This is a genomic window from Micromonospora sp. NPDC005710, from assembly GCF_040630995.1.
GTDB lineage: Bacteria > Actinomycetota > Actinomycetes > Mycobacteriales > Micromonosporaceae > Micromonospora.
The window spans coordinates 438,828-455,584 of sequence record NZ_JBEXYP010000002.1 but is presented as its reverse complement, the minus strand read 5'-3'; the positions used below and the strand labels follow the sequence as shown (position 1 = coordinate 455,584).

10 protein-coding genes are annotated in these 16,757 nt (G+C 71.9%); 5 read left to right on the top strand and 5 right to left on the bottom strand.

Annotated elements, in window-relative coordinates; genetic code table 11:
• Positions 1-266: 266 nt before the first annotated feature.
• Complete coding sequence (locus ABZ406_RS04405) at positions 267-2,087, bottom strand: VanW family protein (RefSeq protein ID WP_357755899.1); 1,821 nt, start codon at positions 2,085-2,087, stop codon at positions 267-269.
• A gap of 182 nt (positions 2,088-2,269) precedes the next feature.
• Here ABZ406_RS04405 and nudC point away from each other — a divergent pair, with 182 nt between their 5' ends.
• Entirely contained in the window at positions 2,270-3,187 is a 918-nt protein-coding gene (gene nudC / locus ABZ406_RS04400; RefSeq protein ID WP_357755898.1) for an NAD(+) diphosphatase, read from the top strand.
• Here the strand turns inward: nudC and ABZ406_RS04395 are convergent.
• Positions 3,084-4,424 carry a polysaccharide biosynthesis protein gene (locus tag ABZ406_RS04395; RefSeq protein ID WP_357755897.1) on the bottom strand — a complete coding sequence of 447 codons (1,341 nt, stop codon included), beginning with the start codon at positions 4,422-4,424 and terminating at the stop codon, positions 3,084-3,086. The two genes, nudC and ABZ406_RS04395, sit on opposite strands and share 104 nt — an antisense overlap.
• Positions 4,421-8,782 carry an alpha-(1->3)-arabinofuranosyltransferase gene (locus tag ABZ406_RS04390; RefSeq protein WP_357755896.1) on the bottom strand — a complete coding sequence of 1,454 codons (4,362 nt, stop codon included), beginning with the start codon at positions 8,780-8,782 and terminating at the stop codon, positions 4,421-4,423. Before ABZ406_RS04390 ends, ABZ406_RS04395 begins: the two co-directional genes overlap by 4 nt.
• A gap of 269 nt (positions 8,783-9,051) precedes the next feature.
• Between ABZ406_RS04390 and ABZ406_RS04385 the strand changes: the two genes are divergently transcribed.
• Genes ABZ406_RS04385 through ABZ406_RS04375 form a run of 3 tightly spaced genes read left to right on the top strand, consistent with a single transcriptional unit; the run spans position 9,052 to position 12,803 of the window.
• A complete protein-coding gene (locus ABZ406_RS04385) occupies positions 9,052-10,827 on the top strand; it encodes a hypothetical protein (protein ID WP_357755927.1) in 1,776 nt (591 codons plus the stop codon).
• Positions 10,828-12,573 carry a hypothetical protein gene (locus ABZ406_RS04380; protein ID WP_357755895.1) on the top strand — a complete coding sequence of 582 codons (1,746 nt, stop codon included), beginning with the start codon at positions 10,828-10,830 and terminating at the stop codon, positions 12,571-12,573. It begins immediately after the preceding gene.
• 35 nt (positions 12,574-12,608) lie between these two features.
• Entirely contained in the window at positions 12,609-12,803 is a 195-nt protein-coding gene (locus ABZ406_RS04375; protein WP_355432343.1) for a hypothetical protein, read from the top strand.
• Here ABZ406_RS04375 and ABZ406_RS04370 read toward each other — a convergent pair.
• On the bottom strand, positions 12,788-13,966 hold the full coding sequence (locus tag ABZ406_RS04370; protein ID WP_357755926.1) for a glycosyltransferase family 4 protein: 1,179 nt from the start codon (positions 13,964-13,966) through the stop codon (positions 12,788-12,790). The two genes, ABZ406_RS04375 and ABZ406_RS04370, sit on opposite strands and share 16 nt — an antisense overlap.
• Positions 13,967-14,075: 109 nt before the next feature.
• On the bottom strand, positions 14,076-15,341 hold the full coding sequence (locus ABZ406_RS04365; protein WP_357755894.1) for an acyltransferase: 1,266 nt from the start codon (positions 15,339-15,341) through the stop codon (positions 14,076-14,078).
• Positions 15,342-15,452: 111 nt separating this feature from the next.
• On the opposite strand from ABZ406_RS04365, the gene ABZ406_RS04360 reads away from it, so the two are divergent.
• Positions 15,453-16,649 carry a DUF3068 domain-containing protein gene (locus tag ABZ406_RS04360; RefSeq protein WP_357755893.1) on the top strand — a complete coding sequence of 399 codons (1,197 nt, stop codon included), beginning with the start codon at positions 15,453-15,455 and terminating at the stop codon, positions 16,647-16,649.
• Positions 16,650-16,757: the final 108 nt, after the last annotated feature.

Here is a 16,757-nt window from a genome sequence, read left to right as displayed (position 1 = left end):
GTACTGCACTCGTGAGGGTGTGGGAGAGTAGGACGCCGCCGGACAATCTTCCAGATAAGGCCACCCCTAACGGGGTGGCCTTATCTGCGTTTCCCAGGTCCCCGGTGATCGCCGAGACCTCGACCCATCCTGATCAGCGATCTTGCACTTTCTGTTGCGACACGACAGGCATTCCACTCATGTCGACGACCGAAAGTGCAAGATCGGCGCAATATCCCCTGCTCGACGACGGTGCCGTCGCCGGGCGGCGAGCGCAACGGGGAGACTCAGGACGACTTCGGTCCGCAGACGTAGCGGGGCTCGGCGTCGTAGCGCCAGGTGAACTTCTCCCGCTTGACCACCGCGCCACCCTTCCTGATGACCCGGAAGGCGTCCTGGGTGAAGCCGTTGATTCCGTTGGTCTCGATGCAGGACGGGCCGGGAGTCAGGTGGATCTGCCTCGGCGTCGTGATGTTGCGGCGCGGCCCGTACTCCGTTTTCACGCTGTCGTAGATCTTCGTGCTCCAGATCGACACGGTGATCGTGCTCGACGTGTACGACGTGTCGATGAGTACGCCGTACTCGGTGTTGTTGCGGAACTTGAAGTCGAGGCTGGGCCAGAAGATGGTCGACTCGATGACCGCCGGGTACCTGTCGAACCAGTACGAGTGCGGCTTGTGCTCGACGTCTTCCAGACCGGCGTAGTAGGTCGCGTTGAACAGCGTGGTGGTGAACTGCGAGGTGCCGCCGCCGACGCCCGGCACCAGTTTGCCGTCGAGGATGACCGGCGCGTCCCGGTAGCCCTGGGCGTAGCCGCGCTCGCCGGTGTGCCCGTTGAGCGAGAACGTCTTACCCGGCAGCACGACAGTGCCGTCCACCTTCCTGGCGATCGTCGCGATGTTCTGGCTGCGCGACGAGGCCATGCCGCCGGTGAACCGGGTGGTGAAGGTCGACACCCGTTCCTTGATGCCCAGGCCGGCAAGTTTTTCCCCGGTGAGCTGCGGCGGCGTCGGCTTCAGCTCGCCTGTCACCTCGCGGCCGTCCGCCTTCGGTAGCACGGCGAGCAGGTCTCGACCGAGGGCCGCCGTGTCCAGTTGCTGCCCGGACCGTCCCTCCTTGGCGGTGGGCCGGCCACCGGCGATCGTCATGGTGGCGTCCTTCGGCGGAACCTCGATGGCGGCCAGCTTGTCGCCGAGCGCCGCGCGCAACCGTTTGACGTCCACCGACGGGGTCAGCTTGCCGGTCTTGTCGGCGCCGAACCGGAGGCTCTTCGCGATGGCGGCGGGCGGGATTGCCACCTGGCCCTTGCTGGTGCGCACTGTGACCGGTGCGGCCACTGCTGGCTTCGCCAGCTCGCTGACGAGCCGGTCCAACTCCTCGGGCGTGGTCGCCGGGTGGGTCTCCACCAGCGGCACTGTGACGGGTGTGCCGGCCAACCAGCCGGCGCGGACCACCTCGGCGGAGCGCTGCGGGTTCAACGCCAGCCCGGGCTTGGGCTGTACGACCTTCGGCGTGGTGCCCTGATAGGTGATCGCCGGCATCGTCATGCCCTGGGCCTGGGCACCGAGCACCTTACGGAGCGCGTCGTCCAACCGGCCCTCGTCGACAGTGACGACGGGGTCGACGGTGCGGGAGCCGACCAACCGGCTGACCGGGTGCGCGTCTGCCTCAGCCGCTGCCGCGACGGTCGCCGGCACGTCGACTGTCAACCCCACGTCGGCCGGGTTGATCTCGGCGGTACGCCCGTCGACGGTGACCTTCAACGGCGTGGCGAGCGTTGCCGCCCGTCGGTCCAGTTCGGCCCGCAACTCGCGGTCGGCGTCCGCGCGGCTCCGGCCGCCCAGCTCGGTGCCGAGCACCGTCGTGCCACGGGGGACGTCACCGGCGTACGCCCAGACGCCGGCGCCCGCCACGGCGGCGAGGACGCCGGAGGTGATGCCGGCGGCGAGCACCATCCGCCCCCGGCGCGGGGGGCGCGGGCCGCCGTCGAGGTCCCCGGGGGTGGCTGCGGTGACCGGCTCAGATCCGTCGTCCGGCCAGGTGACCGCGGTGACCTGCACGGTGGGCCGGTCGTCGGCGGGTGGACTCTTTTCGCCGTACAGCGTCACTGCAACCTCGATCGCCAGGGTGCCGCGGGAGGTCCTCCCTCCCGGAGGCACCTACGGTAACCAATGCCCGGCCGTCCTCGTGGGCTGCGCCCACCAGGCGCTGCTACCGCGTGTCGTTCGGCGTGTCGCGTCAGACCGGGGTCGGTGCCGACGGCCGGTCGCCGACATGGCACGGTGGCCGGGTGGGCACTGCGGAGCGGGTGTTGGCGTACGGGGGCGGTTGGCTGGACCGGGCGGGCCCGTTGCGCGCCGATCCGACAACGTTGGATGCCCTGCTCACCGAGTCGACGACGGTGCTGCTGCCGATGTGGCGGGACCGTTGCCTCGTCGACGGCCACGGGCCGGTCCGGCTCGGTGCGGAGCGCGCCGCGCTGGTCCGGTCCGCCGCCGGTGAGACGGTCTTCCTGGGCCTCGACGGGGAAACCGCCGTGTTCGCCGCAGACCTCTCCGAGCTCCCCGAGCGGTCCGCCGTCGAGATGGCCGGTGCGGTGCGGTCCGTCGACGTGCGGGCACTCGTCGGGCGGCTCGAACCCGGCGACGCGGCCGTCCAGGCGTACGCCAGGGGCTTGTTGCACTGGCACCGGCAGCAGCGATTCTGCGGGACGTGCGGTGCGCCGGCCGTCGCCGGCGGCGGCGGGCACCTGCGGACCTGCGCCGGCGCGGGGTGCGGACGTCTGCTGTTTCCCCGGATCGAGCCGGCGATCATCGTGTTGGTCGAGGCACCCGGTCGGTCGGGGCGGTGCCTGCTGGCCCGGCACGCGGGCGCGGCCGAGGGTGCGTACTCGACGCTGGCCGGCTTCGTCGAGGTCGGCGAGAGCCTGGAGGACGCGGTCCGTCGGGAGATGACCGAGGAGGCGGGTGTGACAGTCGCCGACGTGACCTACCAGGGGTCGCAGGCGTGGCCGTTCCCGGCCGGGCTGATGGTGGGTTTCCGGGCCACCGCCACGACCGACGAGGTACGGGTCGACGGCGAGGAGTTGCTGGAGGCGCGCTGGTTCACCCGGGCGCAGTTGCGGGACCGGGTGGCCTCGGGTCGTCCGCTCGGTCGGGCGGATTCGATCGACCACCGCCTCCTGACGGACTGGCTCGCGGAGGGCTGATCGGCTCAGCCACCGGTGCCCGGGCGGGGTGACGGGCCACCACCGCCATCATCGCTGTGGTGACCGCAGCAGTGCCCAGTGCCGCGAGAAGCAGACCACTGACGGTGTGCGGTCGGAGGATCACAGTGCCGGCGACCAGACCGGCCACGCCCACCCACAGCGGTGCCGCCGCCCATCGTGCGCCCGCCGCGAGACGGTCGTTGAGCAGCACGAACGTCACCGCGTAGAGCGCACCGACCGCCGCGAACACTGGCGCGTACCGGCCGAGGTGGTCGTAGTCGGGCCCACCGGCGAGGCGGAAGGCCAGCCCTCCGGCGACTGTCGACGCGAGGACCAGCACCGTGCCGCATCCGCCCGTCACCGCCAGCGCGACGGTGCGGCTGCGCCGGTCGCCTCGGGCCAGCCGCGGGAGGGCGAGGACGGCGGCGACCTGCGGCGCCCAGAGCGCGCCCTTGCTCAGGACGGTGCCCACCGAGTACGCCCCGGCATCCGACGGGGACAGCAGTTGCCGGGCCAGCAGCAGGTCGGCGTAGGAGACGACGAGCATCGCCAGTGTCGCACCGCAGCCGGCAACCACCTGGGCTGCCCTCAGTCGTGGCGCGGTGGACTGTCGTCCGGGCTCGCGGGCGAGTCGGGCCAGCACCGCCGGGGCGAGCGCGGCGGTGACCGCGCCGACCGCCAGCGCACCGGTCGGTCCCGTACCGAGCAGCAACCCGGCGATGACGCCGCCGTAGCGGCAGGTGGCGAGCACTGTCATCCCGACGGCGAGTCGTACGAAGCGCTGACCACCCTGCAACTCGCCGAGAGGCCGGGAGGAGAGCACGATCGCCGCCGTGGTGACCGCCAGCAGCACCGGCATCTCCACCGGAAGATCCAGGGCGGCGACGAGCAGCGGCGTCGCCGCGACGAGGGTGCCGGCGCACACGGCGGCGGTGACCGCGGTGAGCCGTCGGGTGTCGGAGGTTCCGTGCCGGGCGTGGTGCACGGCGACGGCCAGTTGCAGACCGAGCCCGGGCACACCGACGATGGCCACCAGGCCGAGGGCCGCGGCGAGCGCGCTGAGGTCGGCCGGGTCGAGCCGCCGAGCGGCCAGCACCGGCACCAGGTAGGCCAGGCCGTTGACGAGAACCCCGGCCAGCGTGACGCTGATCCCCGCGGCGCCGAGACCCGTACTCCAGCCGCGTGCCAGCTCCGTCTGCGCCGTCCCCTTCGGACGGACCGATCGGCGAGGGCTCATGTGATCTCGGAGAGGGTCGGACGCTGCCCGTCGGCTGGCACCTCAGCCGTGTCTGGTGGCGTCTGCTCGGTCGAGTCCGAGTCCGAGTCCGAGTCCGAGTCCGGTGCCGCCACGACCTCCGGGACGGCTGGGATGATGGTGGTCGGCGCGGCCCGGCGTACCGGGCGTCGTCGGGCGGCGGTGGTGAGCCACAGGGCACCCAGGGCGACGACCATCGTGAGCTGCACGAGCGCGTCGGTGTTCCGTTTCGTCGAGTCGAGGTACAGCCATCCGGCGAGCAGGACGAGCGCGCCGGGGAGCCAGGTCTCGACGGCCCGACTGATCGTCCGGGCCCGGCGGGGGTCGGCCGGCCAGGGCAGGCGGCGTGGGCCGGGTACCGCAAGCAGGAAACCCGCCGCCACCAACAGACCGCCGATGAGGCCGCTCCACAGCACAAGCGCGGCGGCCCCGACGGCCAGCAGCGGCAGCGAACGGGTGACACGGCGTCGACCCCGCGGTACGGCGGTAGCCGCGCTGCTCCGGGCGGGCAGCACCGCGAGCAGGACCACCACCGCGAGCAGTATGCCGCCGAGGAGAAGCCCCGCCCGGTACGGGGTGTCCGGGGCGAAACGCAACAGCACCTCCCCGGACGCGCCGGCGGGAAGAATCCAGCCCTGCTGCCAGCCGTCCACGACAAGTGGTGTGAGCGTTCGCCCGCCGAGGGTCGCCTGCCAGCCGGTGTTGGTGTTCTCCCGAACGGCGAGCACCCGGTCGACTGGGTGACTGGCGACGCGTACCCGCCGCTCGGTGGGTGCCCACGTCGCGATCTCGATGGCACTGGCGGTTGCCGTGGTCGGCGAGGCCGGCGTGGGCGTCCGGGGCACCAGGGCGACCCGGGTGGGCGAGGCCAACCGGCCCGGGGTGGCGACGACGCGGTGCTCCCCGCCGCCCAGGTCGAGCTGCCGGGGCGTGTTCCTGCCGCACAGCGTCACCGGCATCTCGCGCATCTCCAGCAGATCGCGGAGCGTGCCGCGCAGCGTCGTGGTCACCCGCGCCGCGCCGACCTGGAGCGTCGGACCCGAGCCGCAGGCCAGCGACACCGGTGTGTCGAGGCTCGGCCCGACGGTGGGCGCTCCGGGCAGCACCGTCACCTCACCCACCGCGACCGGCAACTTCTCCGGCAACCGCCGCTTGTACGGGTCGGTGCTGGTGGCGGATGGCTTGTCGAGGAACTGGATGGTGATCTCGTCGCTCCGCATCGGCGGGTCCAGACGGAGTAGCCCGTCGTCACCGAGCAGGCTGCTGCGGAAGCCGTCGTCGCCGACCACCCGGACACTGCCGAGCCGGGTCGCTGGTGTCTCGTCGTCGACGGTGAAGCGGAGACCGGTGATGGTCTGCGGCTTGAGCCACTTGAGTCGCAGGATCGGTGCCTCGTCGTCGATCGCCGGTGACCAGCTGGTGGCCGGGTTCCCGTCGACTGCCGCGCCGGCCCGGCCGGTCGGGTCGGGCACGGCAGTCGAGGAGGCGCTGATCTGCGCGGCCAGCCGTAGCGGCTGCGCGTCGGTCACCAGCTTGTCGAGGGCGTTGTCCAGGTCGGGGCCGGCCGTCGGCCGCGCCCACAGCCTGGTGTCGTACGCGGCGGCCGCCGGCAGGGTGAGGGTCCGGTCGATGGTGGACGCGTCCTCGGAACCACGGATGGCGTCGGTGGAGCAGCGGGGGTGCCCGTCGACGGAGAAGCAGGCCGGGGTGGTGGATGCCGCCGAGACGACGACGGTCGCCGGTCGGCCGGTCGCCGGTGCGGCGGGAAGGACCAGGGTGCGGCTGGTCTGGATGCCCGGAATCTTGATCTCGGCGATGCCGACCGCGCCGTCTCCGAACGGGCGGAGGTCGTACGCGCCGTCGACCGAGACCCGGACCTCGCGGGTGGCGTGGACGCCGGGCAGCTCGAACACCATGTGGTCGCTGAACTGCTCGACGGTGCTGCTCTCGTACCCGGCGCTCACCGTCACGGTCGTGGGCAGGGCGTCGGCCTTCAGGTCGAACCACACCTCGACCCGGGTGACAGTCGTCGGGTTCGCGAGACCCACCTCGATCCACTGCTGGTCGCTCGGCGAGAACGGTGCGGACTGCCAGGAGGTCGCCGGGTTGCCGTCCATCGCCGCGTACGGCTGGTGCTCGGGGCGGGCGCCGCCGGGGGCGTCCACCTGCGAGCGGGCGGTGGAGGTGCGGATCGCGCTGATGCCCTCGAAGCGGGCGACCGTGGAGTGCTGCTCCCCCCACTCGGGTAGGTAGTCGTGGGCGGGTGCGGTGACCTCGAAGGTGTCGTCGGCGGTGAGCGTCTGCGAGGTGTTGTCGCGCAGCCCGCCGAACGACACGTCGCGCCGGCGCAGCCCGTCGGTCATCGCCACCGGCCCGGTGACGTCGCCGGTCGACGCGTCGCCGGCCAGCACTGTGGGCGCCGAGCCGAGTTGCCCCGCCGCGGCGAGGTCGAGGAGCGACTCGGGGCCGCCCACCACGGTTGTCACGTCGCTTCTGTCGTACGCGACCACCGGCTCGACGGGCCGGTCGACCCGGTAGACCTCCAACGCCCGTACGGGCACGTCGAGCCCGTGGTCCCGGAACTCGTCGGGCGACGAGGGCCCGCCGCGTACGGGGCCGAAGGACGTGACCCGGGTCAGTCCCGGTGAGCGCTCCAGCGCCTGGCGGACCACCGCCGGGCGGGCCGTGTCGGAGCGGCCGTGGTCGAGGTCGGCGCGGAACAGGACGTGACTGATCCCGGATCGAGCCAGCAGGTCCGCCAGGCCGGTCGACCCGGAGCCGGTGGCGAGCGTCGACTCGATAGCGTCCAGCAGCCGGATCGTGGTCGGTGGGGTGAAGGGGATCGCGTTGCGTACCGCCCACCGGCTGTTGAGCAGCGGCTGGGTGATCTCGTCGGTGGTGTTTCCCCAGTCGTACGACGGGAAGCGCGCCCCGGGCACGACGAGCACCCGCCCGCGCCCGGTGTTCGCGTCGAGCCAGTCGGCGGCCTCGTGCCAGTAGCCCGGCACCTCCTTGACGCTGCCCGGGGTGGCGAGGCCGCCCGCGAGGGCGGGCGTCGCGACCGCCGTGACGGCGACGATGGCGGCCCCGGCGGTCAGCCAGGCGCGGGCGACGGTTCGCGGACGGTGCCGGGCGGGCGCGGTGCGGGCCGCCCGGACGGCCAACCCGATCAGGTGTGCCATGCCCAGGCACAGGGGTAGGCGGAGCAGGACGTCGAACTTGTGCACGTTGCGCAGGGGTGCGCCGACGTCGTCGAGGAACTCCCGCTGTGGCCCGGCGAGGATGTTCGGCAGGTCGCCGACGTGCCCGAGCCCGACGAGCGCGACGCCGAGCACCAGACCGGTGATGAGGAACCGGCGGTGTGGCATCCCGCGTCGGGACAGCCCGAGCACACCGAGAGCGGCGACAGCCAGGGTGGCGGCGACGAGCACCGCCCCGTTCGCGAGTCGCGCCCCGGACGGGATCGTCGCCCCGAACGGGGAGGCCAGGTAGGCGACCCAGTAGGAGGCGCCGCGCAGCGTGGTCACCGCGTCGGTGACGCTCGTGGTGTTCCGGGCGGTCTCGATGTAGTCCAGGAAGGGCGGGCTGTACCGGCCGAGGACCAGCAGCGGAACCAACCACCACGCGGTGGCCAGGGCCACCGCGCCACACCAGGCGGCGATGGCGGCGACCCGGCGGCGTACGGGCTGAACTGTCGCGAGCCAGAGCAGTGCCAGTGGCACCACGGCGAACACCGCTGTGGCGTTGACCCCGCCGGCGCAGGCGACGGCGAGGGCCGACGCGGCGACCGCGCGTCGCAGTCGCCCGTCGGCGGCGAGACCGACCAGCGGAATGATCACCCAGGGGGCCACGGCGCTGGGCCACGCCTCCACCGAGGACCAGCCGAGCTGGGTGAGGATGCGGGGTGACAGGGCGAAGGCGACGCCGGCGATCATGCGCCCGGCTGGTGTTCCGATGCCGAGCCGGCCCGCCAGACGTACGGCACCCAGGTAGGCGACGCAGAAGAGCAGTGCCCACCACAGCCGCTGCACCACCCACGGCGCGAGGCCGGCCTCCGATCCGAGCAGGAAGAACGGGCCCATCGGCCAGAGATAGCCGTACGCCTGGTTCTGCAGCTGGCCGAACGTGCCGGTGGGGTCCCACAGGTGCAGCGAGCGGAGCAGCCACCCGGCCGGGTTGACGTTCAGGTCGACCTTGGTGTCGGGAACGACCTGGCCGGGAGCCTGCTGGAAGGCGAGGGCGGTGAGCGCGATGCAGATGACCAGGTGCCGGAACCGTCGGGCCGTGTGCCGGCTCCGGCTGGACCCCGGAGCGGCGCCACTGGCCACCTCTGCACGCATGTCGGCTCCTGTCTTCACCGGCCGGACGCGCACCTGCAGCCGACGACTGTCGCGCGACGTTATCCGGACCGGGCACGGACGGGCGACCAGGGGCGCTGCGGTGGCGTTATCGGGAGAACGGCCGTCCCCACGGCGTGTAAGCGTGTGGCAGGCTGCCGACCATGTCAATGCCAGAAGCTGAGGCCGAGACGCATCCGGAACGCGTCGCGTCCGACGGCGACGGGCCTGGGCCGATCGGCCGATGGCTGCGTGCCGACCCCGTCCGCGCCGTGGCGATCGCCCTCATCGCCGTCTCCGTCGCCTGGCGCGCCGGCCTCGCCACCCGTGGGTGGTTCTCGCAGGACGAGTTCGTCATCGCCGCCCAGGTGCTCGACACCGGGCTGGACGCGGACTATCTGCTGCGTACGTTCAACAACCACCTCATGCCCGGCGGCCTGTTGGTGGCGTGGGCGATGGTGCGGGCGGCGGGTTTCGCCACCTGGCCGTGGGTGTTGCTGCTGGCGGTGTGTCAGGCGGCGACCGGGATTGCCGTCTACCGGCTGCTGCGCGATCTGCTCCGGCCCGGCTGGGGCCTGCTCATCCCGCTGTGCCTGTTCGTGTTCAGCCCACTGACGCTTGAGGTCTCCTCGCTGTGGTTGGTCGGGCTGCTCGTGTTGCCGATGCAGTTGGCACTGGTCATGGCGGTGACGGCGCAGGTCCGGTACGTGCGGACCGGTCGCCTGCGGCACCTCGTGGCGGTGGCGCTGTGGCTGGTGTTCGGCCTGTTCTTCGACACCAAGTCCCTGCTGATCGTGCCGCTGCTGTTCCTGCTGACCGTCTTCCTCTTCACGTCCGGTGGAATGTGGCGCAGTCTCGGGACGGCGATCCGCAGGCACTGGCCGGCCTGGCTGATGCTCAGCGTGCTGTCGGGCGGATACCTGGCGTTCTACCTGACCCGTCCCACGGGTGAGTTGCGGGATCCGACGTCTGTCGGTCCGGTCCTCAACTTCCTCGGTGACCTGCTCGGCGAGACCATGGTGCCGGGTCTGCTCGGTGGCCCCTGGCGCTGGACCTACGCCGGGGACGGTCCCCCGCTCGTCGACCCGTACGACATCGCCAAGTGGTTGTCCTGGGCGGTGCTGGCGACGCTCGTCGTGGTGACCGTCCGGCGGCGGCCGTCGGCCGGCCGGGCCTGGCTGTTGCTCACCTCCTACCTCGGGCTGGTCGCCACGCTCTTCGCCGTCACCCGGCTCGGCGGCCCGCTCGGCCCACTGGTCGGCGTCATTCCCCGGTACGTCGCCGACGTGGTGCTCGTCGCCGCTATCTGCATCGGGGCGGCCCTGCTGGGGATCAAGGACACCGACGAGGACGAGGTGTCGGCGTGGCCGGTGCCGACGGTCCTGCGGGAGCCGGGGGCCTTCGCTGTCGGCCTGGTGTCGATGATCGTCGTGCTGGCCACCATCGGTGTGGGCACCCTGTGGAGCACTGCCCGTTTCGGGGACAACTGGAGCGTGAAGTACGGGCGGGACTACCTCGCGACGACACAGGCGGAACTCGCCGCGGCACCGCCGGGGACCGTCTTCTTCGACACCGCGGTCCCGGACCGGGTCGTCGCCGGTTACTTCTGGCCGGACAATCTCCAGTCGCACTTCTTCCGCCCGGCCGAGCGTCGCCCCACCTTCGTGACGGAGGCGGCGCGACCGTCGACGTTCGACGACCTCGGCCGGATCCGTCCGGTGGTGGTCGAGGGGCGGAAGATCGTGCCCGGCCCGGTGGCCGGCTGCGGGCACCTGGCGCAAGGTGGTCGACCCACGCGGATCCCGCTGGACGGTTACCTGGTGGAGTGGCCGTACGTGGTGCACTTCGGCTACCTCAGCTCGGGTGACTCGACGGCCCTGTTCCGGCTCGGGGAGGCCACCCGCGAGATCACCCTGCGGGGCGGGCTGAACGACCTCTTCTTCCTGGTGGAGGGTGCGGGAGACGCCGTCGAGGTCACCGTGCGGACGCCCGGGGTCGGGGTGTGCACCGAGTTGATCACCGTCGGTCGGGCGGTGCCGGCGTCGTGAATGGTTGACCCGACCGACGGCGCGGAGGCCGCACCGGTTCGGCGGAGGCGTGACACGCTGCCGCTGTACGCGGTCGCGGCGGCGGTCACGGTGCTGGTGCTGGCCCCGCTGGCAGCGCCCGGCTACGCGCTGCTGTACGACATGGTGTTCGTACCCCGGCAGCCGTTGACCTGGGATCTCGTCGCCCCGGCGCAGAGCCTGCCCCGGGCGGTGCCGATGGACGCGGTGGTCTCGCTCGTCACCCAGCTCGTGCCGGGCTGGGTGGTGCAGCGGCTGGCGCTCGTCGGGGCGGTCTTCCTCGCGGCGGTCGGCGCCGGCCGGTTGGTGCCCACCGACCGGCGCGTCGTCCGGTTGTTCGCCGCTGTGGCGTACGCGTGGACGCCGTACCTCGCCGAGCGGTTGCTGATCGGGCAGTGGGGGCTGCTGCTCGCGTACGCCGCGTTGCCCTGGCTGGTGCGGGCGGCGCTGGACCTGCGGGCGGGGCGCCCCGGTGCGCTCGCCCGCGTGGTGCTCGCTGCCGCTCCCGCCGCCATCACGCCGACCGGCGGGTTGATCGCGCTCGGCACTGTGCTGGTGCTGACGTCGGACCGGATGCGCGCGTCGCGGTCGTTGCTGGTGTCGCAGCGGGTGCATCCGCACCGGGCCTGGCAGGCGGTGGCCGCGGTCGGGGTGCTCAACGCCCCCTGGGTCGTCGCGGCAGTGGTCACCGGTGCCGGTGGTTCCTCGGACCCGGCCGGGGTGGCGGCGTTCGCGGCGCGGTCGGAGAACTGGGCCGGCCCACTGGTGGCGCTTGCCGGCACCGGCGGAATCTGGAGCGCGCAGGCCACTCCGGCCAGTCGGAGCGCGCCGCTGGTGCCGGTGGCGACAGCGGTGCTGCTGATCCTGGCCGGCGTCGGTGCGAACCTGTTGCGGCGCCGGCTGCCCCCTGGTGCGGCGGCGCGGCTGGCGGTGCTCGCCGGGACCGGTTGTCTGCTCGCCGCGCTCGGGGTGCTCCCCGGCGGGGATGCCGCGCTGCGCTGGGCGGTGGTGCACCTGCCGGGCGCGGGGCTGCTGCGCGACGGCCAGAAGTTCCTCGCCCCGTACGCCCTGCTGCTTGTGCTGTGCGCGGCGGTGGGGGCGGAGCGGCTGGTGGCCCGGATCGACAGTGAGGTGGCCGGGGTGGTCCTGGTCGGGCTGCTGTTCCTGCCGGTGGCGGTCCTGCCGGACCTGGCCTTCGGTGGTGCCGGTCGGCTTCGCCCGGTGAGCTATCCGGCGGAGTGGCAACGGGTTGCCGAGTACGTCGACGAGGAACCGGGGGAGGTCCTCGCGTTGCCGCTGAGCGCCTACCGTGCGTACCAGTGGAATCCCGATCGGGTGGTCCTGGACCCGGCGCCCCGCTACCTGCCGGGGACGGTGCTGACCGACGACACGCTCCGGGTCGGCGACGTCGCGGTGGCCGGTGAGAATCCGCGCGTCCGCGAGATGCGCCGGGCACTGGCCGAGGGGCGACCGGTCTGGAGCACCGGCGTGCGCTGGGTCCTGGTGCAGCACGAGGTCTCCGGCGAGGTGGACCCTCAGGTGCTCAGCGGCCTGGTGCGCGTCCACGACGGACCGTCACTGACGCTGTACCGAAATCCGGCCACGGTGCCCGAAAAGGGCGCCTCCGGAGCCGCCCGACTGGCGGTGGTGGTGGCCCTCGGCGCTGCCCTTCTGGTGGTCGTCGCTGCCGCCGTTTCGGCACTACACCGGCGACCTACCGCGTGGTAACGTCCGCTCGCACGTCTCGCCATTGGAGGATTGGCATGCGTAGAGCTTTGACCCTGGCCGTGTCTGGCCTGGTGGCGGCGTTGCTGGGGATCCTGGCTCTCGGCGGGATCTCGGCCGCCGCGACCGCCACCGACGAGGAGGCCGCGAAAGAGGCCAAGCAGGTCTCGGAGGCGGCCAAGCGGGCCGGTAAGAAGGACCCGTACGCCCCCGCGGTCTACGGCGACAGGTAGGACGGTTCGCCCCGCTGCGGCACTGGGCGGGGCGACTCCACACCCGTGAGGATCGCCTCGAAGCGTCCACCGGCGGCCTGCCAGGTGAAGCTGGCCGCGTGTTCCCGGGCCTGGGCGCCCATCTCCCGCCGCAGCTCATCCCGGTGCAGGAGCGTGCGCACCTTCGTCAGGTAGTCGTCGATGTCGTCGGCCAGCAGACCGGTACGCCCGTCGACGACAGCCTCGGCGACCCCGCCGGCTCCCCGGAAGGCGACAGTCGGGGTGCCCGCCGAACCCGCCTCCACGATCGTCAGCCCCCAGCCCTCCTTGAGGGACGGGGTCAGTGCCACCCAGGCCGAGGCGAGCAGGGCGGCCTTCTCCTCCTCGGTCACGAAGCCCCGGAAGTCCACCCGGTCGGTGATGTCCAGTTCCGCCGCGAGGTCGCGCAGGTGCGACTCCCACCAGCCCTGACCGGCGACGACCAGACGCAGTTGGGGCAGCTCGTCGGCGAGGGCCGCGACGGCCCGCAACGCCACCTCGACCCGCTTGTGGGGCACCAACCGGTTCAGCGTCACGAGCAGCGGGAACGACGACCGCTCGACGTCGGTGGGGGGCAGCGTCGGGGTGCCGTTGTGCACCACCGAGACCTGCTCCGGAGGAACGCCGAGCTCAGCCAGCTCCCGGCGGGTCGCCTCGGAGACGGTGACGTAGCGGCACCGCTGGTAGAGGCGTACGGCGAGCGACGACTCGATCCACCAGCCGAACCGGGCCGCCCACTGTGGAAGCACCACCGGCCACTGCTCGCGGTGCACGTGGTGGATCAGTTTGACCACCGGGCGTCGGGCCCACAGCGGGGCGAGGAACGGCAGGCCGTTGCAGACGTCGACCAGGACGTCGGGCCGGCCCCCTCGGCGGGCCGCCAGCGGGCCGACACCCAGTGCGCCCGCTACGTAACAGAGGGCCGCCCAGAGGTAGACGGTGTGTCGGCCACCGCGCCGCACCAGTCGTACGCCCGCCTCGTTGACCTCGTCGGCGGGTGCCTGACTGTGGGCGGCGCAGAAGAGAGTGGCACGGAAACCGCGCGCCACCAGCTCGGCGGCGATCCGCTCGACGTACACCTCGGAACCGCCACCTTCGGGGTTGCGGGTGTCTCGCCAGTTGAGGAACAACACGTGTCCGGGCATGCCGAAGCGACGCTCCACGCGAACCCTACTCTCAAGTAATTTAGCGACCCGCGTCACATTAGGGGCTGCCGTGCCGGCCGGCAATGCCCCGATGGGCCAGCGCTGGGTGCTACCCGCCGACAGTGGTCACCGGCGTGCCAGCCGCGACGGTCGGCGAGGTGGCGGCCGGTGCGGGCACGTCTGCGGCGGGGGCCCCGGATGCCTTGCCAGGCCCTGTCGATCGGCGTCGACCCTGCGACCCGAGCACGTGCAGAGGCCGCTCGACGCCGTAGTAGCTGACCGCCGCGTACACCAGGCCGAACGCCATCGTGAGGGCGAACGTGCTGAGCAGCCCGCCGGTGAAGAGCGGTCGGTCGTCGACCAGGTAGATCAGCTCGATGACCATGGGGTGCCACAGGAACAGCCCGTAGGAGACCGCGCCGAGCCAGCGGGCCTGCGAGCTGCCGAAGACATCCTTCGCCCGGCTCGGCCCGCCGAAGGCCACCGGGATCAGGATCAGCGCCGCGACCACCAGGTACAGGGCCAGCTTGACGCCGAACTCGGCGGCCGTCGGCTCGGCGAGGTCGCGGGGGCCGGCGACGGGCGTCGTCGCGATTGCCATCAGGCCGACGGCGGCAGCCCAGCAGGTGACCGGCGCCGAGGCCAGGTCGTCGAGGACCCGGAACGCCGCCGGCGCGGTCCCGGTGCGCAGGGCTACGTGCGCCGCGGCCAGCGCCATACCGGTGCCGAACCAGGCGGCGTACGAGGGAAACCACATGGTGTGCAGGGCGGCGTCGAGGTGGCCGAGCCCCATCAGGACGAGCCACCCGGCGGTCAGCAGCGCGCTCCCGCTGATGATCACGACGGTCCGGACCGGGCGCCAGGACCGACCGAGGGCGAGCACTGCCACCAGCGGCAGGATCAGGTAGAACACAACCTCGGTGGCGAGACTCCAGGTCTGGCTGAGCCCGGCGCGCAACTGCCCCGGCTGGTAGATCTGGGTGAAGGTGAGGTGGCGGACCCAGTCGCCGACGGACGCCTTCCCGTTCTGCGGCAGGACGATCAGGCAGACCGCGACCGCCAACCAGTAGGCGGGCAGGATGCGCAGGGCCCGCCGCCACAGGTAGCGCTTCGCACGAGGCCGGGCCCGGCCCGTGGCCGCGCTGAGCGCCCACGGCCGGAACAGCAGAAACCCGGAGAGTACGAAGAAAATGGCGACGCCGACGTCCAGTCGCGCCAGCCAGCCGCCCCAGGTGGTGTTCATGGTGACGGCGGTCTGGAACCCGACGTGGTGACCGACGACCGCCACCGCGCCGATTGCTCGCAGCGCGTCGAGGGCGGGGAGTCGGACGGTTACCGAAGGCTCCGAAACTGTTGGCGCGGCGGCTGTGGACATCTGGACATCCAGGGGGTCGCTTTGAAGGTGACCGGGGAGTAACCTCCCGCCATGTTAAGGATCGGGTGCCCCGGACAACAGGTCGTAGGGCGGCAGGTTACAGGAGGATGAGTGAAGCTTCGCGTGGGCGCCGCGCTCTTCGGGCTTGGCGTCTTATTGCTGGTCTTCGCGGCCGGGCTGCCTTTCTACGTGGCCCCCGCCGTGACCAAGCTCCCCTATGATCTTGAGCCGACGACGTCCGTCGCCGAGGCGAAGAACGCCAGGTTCCTGAAGATCACGGCAACCGGAAGCTCGGTGAGCATCGAGGTCCCGCAGGGCGATCTGGTGTCCAACGTCGAGGTCATTCCCCAGCCCGACGACACCAAGGATCGACTGCCCAAGGACCTGAAGGGCGACGCGGTGATCTGGGACGTCTACCAGACGGTCCGGCGCGTCGACAACCAGGACGTGGTCAGCCAGTACAGCACCGAACTCGCTCTCTACCGGATCTCCGGTGCGGCCGCCTCGTGGAAGGAGCAGTGGCTCAACGAGACGGGGGCGGACGGCACTCCGGTCGGCAACGTGAAGTACTCCGGCCAGATCTACAAGTTCCCGTTCGGCACCGCCAAGCGCGACTACCAGGTCTTCGACCGTGACCTGAAGCGAGCTGTCCCGGCCAGGTTCGTCGGCACCGAGAAGATCAAGGGCATCGAGACGTACCGCTTCGAGCAGCGGATCGAGAACGAGGTGCTGGCGACCCCGGAGAGCAGCATCCAGACGCTCGTCGGCAAGTTCGCGCCCGGCGCCACGAGCGGCCAGGTGGTCTACAGCAACACCCGTACGCTCTGGGTCGACCCGGTCACCGGGTCCTACGTGAACGTGCGGGAGCAGCAGCACAAGGAGCTGCGCCCCAACACCGGCACCCCCACCGTGCTGTTGGACGCGGACTTCAACTACACCGACGACACTGTCAGCCGCAGTGTCGCGACGGTCAAGGACAACCGCTTCAAGATCGGCCTGATCAGTTTCTGGGGCCCGATCGTCGCTGGTGTGCTCGGTCTGCTCGCCGTCGTCCTCGGGGTGTGGCTGGTGACCCGGCCGGAGGGCGGGGCAGCCCGGCACCGCGCCGAGCCGCCGGTCGCCGACTCGACGCCGACCCGGGTGGACCAGGAGCCGGTACGCGACGAGGAGACCGTCGAGCAGCCCAGGCCGCAGCCGGTGGCCGGGCTACTGACCGACGAGATCCCGCCGGCTTCGACGAACTGGCGCTCGGAGGACCCGACGGTGCCGACCCAGCGTCCGGCTCCCGGCGAGGTGGAGCAGCGCTGACAGGCGTACGACAGGACGTGTGACCGAGGGGTGGACCGCGATGCGGTCCACCCCTCGGTGCTGTGGCAGCCTGCTGTCCCCGGACAGCGGAGCCGTCAAAGGCTCAGC